Here is a 5,167-nt window from a genome sequence, read left to right as displayed (position 1 = left end):
AGGATCAGAAAGCTTGTTTGAATCGATGTATTTCATCCGCAGATTATGCACGAATGCTAAGAAATCCGGAGTGCAAATATTAACCAAAAAGAAGATCGTTTTTTGATTTATGAAAGAGATCTATTAATTAAAGATTTTATTCGGTAGAAATTAAAGCTCACGCATGTGGGCTTTAATTAATAGTATAGGTAATAGTGCACTACTAGACTAAACAATTAAATTGGTCATCTGAATAATTGTTCTGCTGTTAAAAAATTAATATATTAAATGAATACCTTATGCATAACTATTGAACTATTCTTACTTTTGCGCCACTCTAAGAAAAACAACCTATTGTAATTTATAAAATATGTTTTCAAAAATTAAATTCGGCATCTTTAAAATAATTCTCGATACACATATTTTAATTTTTTTAATATTCGCTTTCATCTTCATTCATTATTTATTTATACTTTTCTTTCGGTAACAAACTTTTTAATCTTAGTAAAAACTATGAACACTTAAATTTTATAAGTTCTCTTTTAGCATCAAGTGCTACAACTTTTGCCGCTGTTACTGCAGCAATACTCGTTTTGAATTGGAAACAACAACATAATTTATCTTTAATTTCAAAATTGATTTCCGATGTTTGGGATCTACATAGTAAATTTACTTCAGAAATTTACAAATTAGCTTATGGCTTCTCCATTCATACAACTGAGGATGAATATAAATCTATTTATTCCGAACTGGTTCAGATAGCTGTTCCTTTACGAACAAAAGCACAACAATTACAAATTCTTTTTGAAGGAAAAATTGATCATAAGAGCTGGGAACTACTTCAAAACTATATAAACTATCTAGAATATTTTTATCCATGGAATGCTATAGACTTTTTAGAGTTTAGGGATTGCCGACATGATTTCAATACTGAATTTAGGCATGCAGATTCTTCAATAATACATGTTTGCCAAAAATACATATCTTTAGAATAAAACCCATACCAAGCATGGGTTTTACATCGTTTTTATAGCTTATGCAAATTATGCTGTTTTCGCGAAGTTTCCATTTCCTATTAGACGTACCTGCTCTTCTTCACGGCGCATAATCACTTTACCATTCCGCACACTTAACACCGCTTTGGCTTGATTGGCGACAACATCATAATCATTCTGCCCCGGCAAAATAATAAAACTTGCAGGGCGGCCAACTTCTATCCCGTATTGATTACCCAAGCACAGTGTTTTCGCAGAATTGTCCGATACAAAATCTAAGCAGCGCTGTAAATCTTCATAGCCCAGCATATGGCAAATGTGCAGACCCGCATCCAAAATGCGCAGAATATTGCCATTGCCTACTGGATACCACGGGTCACGAATTGAATCCTGAGCAAAACTAATATTCATACCTGCACGGTCAATTTCTGCAACTCGGGTTAATCCACGGCGTTTAGGATAAGTATCAAAACGGCCCTGCAAATGAATACTTTCAGTTGGGCAGGAAATAAAATTAATCTTCGAGCGTTTTAGCAAGCGGAATAACTTATAGCAATACGCATTATCATAAGATCCCATAGCCGTAGTGTGGCTGGCTGTGACACGCTCCCCCATGCCGCGTACACGCGCTTCATCAGCAAGTACTTCTAAAAAACGCGATGCAGGATCATCAATTTCATCACAATGTACATCGACTAAACGATCATATTTTTCAGCTAAATCCATCAGAAAATGTACTGAGCTCACCCCTTTTTCACGGGTATATTCAAAGTGCGGAATACCGCCAACCACATCTGCACCCAGCTTGATTGCTTCTTCCATCAAGCCGCGGCCATTTTTATAAGATTCAATTCCTTCTTGCGGAAAAGCCACAATCTGCAGATTTACTTTAGATTTAATTTCGTCTTTCACTTCTAGCATCGCGTGCAGTGCAGTAAGCGCAGGATCTGTAACATCCACATGAGTCCGCACATGCTGTATACCGTGCGCCACCAGCATATCCACGGTTTTTTTCGCACGAAGTTTAGTATCTTCAAAAGTAATAGTTTCTTTACGTTGCCCCCAGCGCTCAATGCCTTCAAACAGCGTACCCGACATATTCCATTCAGGCTCACCCGCTGTCAGTACGGCATCAAGATGAATATGCGGATCAATCATTGGCGCCATAAGCAGCTGCTGTTTGGCATCAATAATTTGTGAAAATTCTCCGTTTGGATTGTCATTGCTTTGAAGCACACCATCTTGCAATTCAATACGGTCAAATTTTCCATTGCTATAGGCAACTGTATACAATCCCTCTTTATGGCGTAATTTTGCATTAATCACTTTCGCGCTTGCTGTATTCATCTCTGTATTTCCTATTTCAATCTATATAAATTAGTGGGTCATGTGCCAAATCAGCAAAGCAACAGATGCATTCAGCCTAAAATTGGCATGGCTAATGGCCTGACCTGTTAGTGCTTCAATTTTTTGAATGCGCTGATTTAAAGTGTTGCGGTGAATGCCTAGACGCTGTGCAGATGCATTCAAGTTGCCATTTTCTTTCAGTACGGCATCCAAGGTTTCCAGCAGCAGATAAGGATGTTTTTTGTCACTGAGCAGCAACATGCCTATGGTTTCCTGCATAAATTGCTGAATGACTGATTTATTTGGAATGGCTTTGAGCAATTTCAAAATGCCTAAATTTTTGTAGAGACAAATACCATTTTCTGCCTGCACATCTAAAGCAATATCCTGCGCCTGCGAGGCTTCCCAAAAACCGCGCTGAAAAGCGACGGCGGAATTGACTTGATTGGACAGTCCTGCAAAAACTTTTAGCTCAGCATCTAAAGTGTTCAAATGTTCAATGAGGCTGGATAATGCTTTCATCCAATCTTCAAGGCTGTCATGTTCTAAAGACAGTACTGCAGTAAATTGATCGCCTTGCCGGATAACGGGAAAAACCTGCTGATGCTGCTTGCACCAACTGTCCAGTTGCTCATAACACTGCTGCTTCCGCTGATACAGCTGAGATTCCAGAGATTGTTCACCGCCTTGAAACAAAGCTTGCATATTGCCTAATTTAAAGACTGCAATAGCATGCCGACCCAGCACAGGCAGATCCAAATGTTTGGCTCTCAGCTGTATGGTTTCTAAAGAGGGATAATCCCCCATTAATAGCTGTGTCAGTACATCCTGCGCAGATTTTTTTACTTGAGAAAGCTGAACTAAGCGTGTGCCAATGATATGCGTGACTTCAATCATTTTCAGGCTGTACGGCTGTTCAATTAAAGGCAGCTGCAATTCTTCAGCGCGCTGAATCACGCTAGGCGGAATTACATGAATAAACTCTGCACCAGTCATGACCACTAAGCCTGAAACATTACGCTGTGAAGCCTGTTCCAGCAAAGCCAGCAAGTTGTTTTCATCTCGCACATAATTAATGCCTGTGACAAAAACCAGCTCACCACCTTCAATCCAGTCTGCAATACTTTCATTTTCCGCAACATAAAACCAGCGTACGGTTTTATGCACATTGCTTTGCCCTGCCCGCAGTTTCATTTCATACAGGGCTGGCAGATTAAGCACATCTTGCACACTCATGCTCATGGCTTACTCCGCCGCCTGCTGTAATACAGCCTGCTTAACTGGAAAGAGCGCATTCAGTACGGAATAGCATATAAATGCCACTGCTATACCAACAAGTGGCGCAATCCAAGGCGATGTATACGCGCAAACTGCACCCAAGCTGTAAGCAATCAGTCCAATCCAATTAAAGTTAGGCAATTGAGCTTCTGCCAAACGTGGATATTTTCCCTTATAGCGCACCCAATAGTCCGCCATAATTACGCCACCCACAGGCGGAATAATTGCACCCAGCAGTAATAAAAATGGAATCAGCAGCTCATACATACCCATCACCGCGAGAATGATGCCGACCACAGCAGAAATCATAACCATGGTTTTACGACGTTCACTGCGTACCAAATGGCATGCTGCTGCAGAGACGTTGTAAATCGTTGGCCCTTGAATCGTCCAGAGGTTCAGACACAGCATAATAATGGCTGCTAGGGATAAGCCCTGCAAAATAAGCACTTCCACAATATCTGATTGCTGATAAACAATTGCCATCCATGCCCCAGCTAGCACCATTAGGCCATTGCCAATAACAAAACTAATCAGGCAGGCCCAAACAGCTACTCGGCTACTTTTCGCCATACGTGTCCAATTGGTGATTTGTGTTGCACCACTAGCAAAAGTGCCAAAAACCATGGTAATTGCTGTCGCATAAGTCAGGCTTTCCGTCGGTTGAACACTGTTTAAACCTTCCCAGCCGCCAATTTCTTTGGTTGCTAGGTAAATTGAACCCAACAATAAAAGGAACATTAAGGGAATAGATACTCGAGAAAGATATTCCAAGCCTTTAAAGCCAATCAGCGCAGTAATAGAAAAGCCCAAGCCAAACATCACCATCAGTGGAATATTCCATGCTTCTGGCAAATGAATAATCTTGGCTAAGGAAATAGCTAAAGTTGCTGTGCCCCATGCAAACCAGCCCAGCTCCGCAAAGCCCAATAAAAAGTCGGACAATTTACTGCCTAAATTGCCAAAGCAGAAACGCCCCATAAGTACGGTATTTAGTCCGCTGCGAGCAGAAATTAGACCCAGTGATGCGGCATACAGCGCCAGCAGTAAATTACCAATCGCAGTAATCCAAAGAATATCGATAAACTCAAAAGCGACACCAATTTTGCCGCCAGCAAACATCGTTCCCGTAAAAAACGTAAAACTGAACAGTACCAAAGCGATAGGCAAAAACCCTTTACGCTGCGTATCTGGTGTTTCGGTCAGCGGACTTTCATCATGTTCATTCATAAGCACACCCTGCAAATGATTCATTAAGGAATACGCCTCAATTGCAAAAGCTGTGCCGAGTTTAATAAGGGCTAAATTGCATTATTTTTCATTCATTTTATGTGCAAAATGCATATATTTTTTAATGTATATCCTTAATTGGCGCAACAAAACTGTGCATCATTCACAAGCAACGCACTCAATGCTGGGCAAAAAAAAGGATGCCTCAGCACACTGCTGTCCCATAGTTTGCTTTAAATAAAAAAACCTGAGTCCTAACAGTTAAAATATGAGTGCAAACAAACACTTTAACGACCAGGATTCAGGTTTTGTCACATCAGAATACCGTATTTCATGAG

4 protein-coding genes are annotated in these 5,167 nt (G+C 40.5%); 1 reads left to right on the top strand and 3 read right to left on the bottom strand.

Translation table 11 applies throughout. The features are described 5' to 3' along the window. Nucleotides 1–572: 572 nt before the first annotated feature. Nucleotides 573–974, top strand: coding sequence for a hypothetical protein (locus FTV03_RS18065; protein ID WP_180184048.1), 402 nt, complete (start codon nucleotides 573–575; stop codon nucleotides 972–974). A gap of 48 nt (nucleotides 975–1,022) precedes the next feature. On the opposite strand, the gene codA is transcribed toward FTV03_RS18065, so the two are convergent. Genes codA through codB form a run of 3 tightly spaced genes read right to left on the bottom strand, consistent with a single transcriptional unit; the run spans nucleotide 1,023 to nucleotide 4,853 of the window. After that, nucleotides 1,023–2,321, bottom strand: a complete 1,299-nt coding sequence (codA, locus tag FTV03_RS16920; protein ID WP_180042324.1) for a cytosine deaminase — start codon at nucleotides 2,319–2,321, stop codon at nucleotides 1,023–1,025. Between the two features lie 30 nt (nucleotides 2,322–2,351). Next, nucleotides 2,352–3,563 (bottom strand): PucR family transcriptional regulator, encoded by a 1,212-nt coding sequence (locus FTV03_RS16915; RefSeq protein ID WP_180042322.1) that lies wholly within the window; start codon nucleotides 3,561–3,563, stop codon nucleotides 2,352–2,354. Nucleotides 3,564–3,566: 3 nt separating this feature from the next. Next, a complete protein-coding gene (gene codB, locus FTV03_RS16910) occupies nucleotides 3,567–4,853 on the bottom strand; it encodes a cytosine permease (RefSeq protein ID WP_257220835.1) in 1,287 nt (428 codons plus the stop codon). Nucleotides 4,854–5,167: the final 314 nt, after the last annotated feature.

This window comes from Acinetobacter sp. YH12218 (genome assembly GCF_013417925.1).
In the GTDB taxonomy this organism is placed as follows: Bacteria; Pseudomonadota; Gammaproteobacteria; order Pseudomonadales; family Moraxellaceae; genus Acinetobacter; species Acinetobacter amyesii.
Note: the sequence above shows the minus strand (reverse complement) of the source record. Positions and strands in the feature narration are given on the sequence as shown.

What these genes read in the sequence shown, in the direction of transcription:
- codA (WP_180042324.1), bottom strand. Translation starts at nt 2,321, where the DNA reads ATGAATACAGCAAGCGCGAAAGTGATTAATGCAAAATTACGCCATAAA.
- FTV03_RS16915 (WP_180042322.1), bottom strand. Translation starts at nt 3,563, where the DNA reads ATGAGCATGAGTGTGCAAGATGTGCTTAATCTGCCAGCCCTGTATGAA.
- codB (WP_257220835.1), bottom strand. Translation starts at nt 4,853, where the DNA reads ATGAATCATTTGCAGGGTGTGCTTATGAATGAACATGATGAAAGTCCG.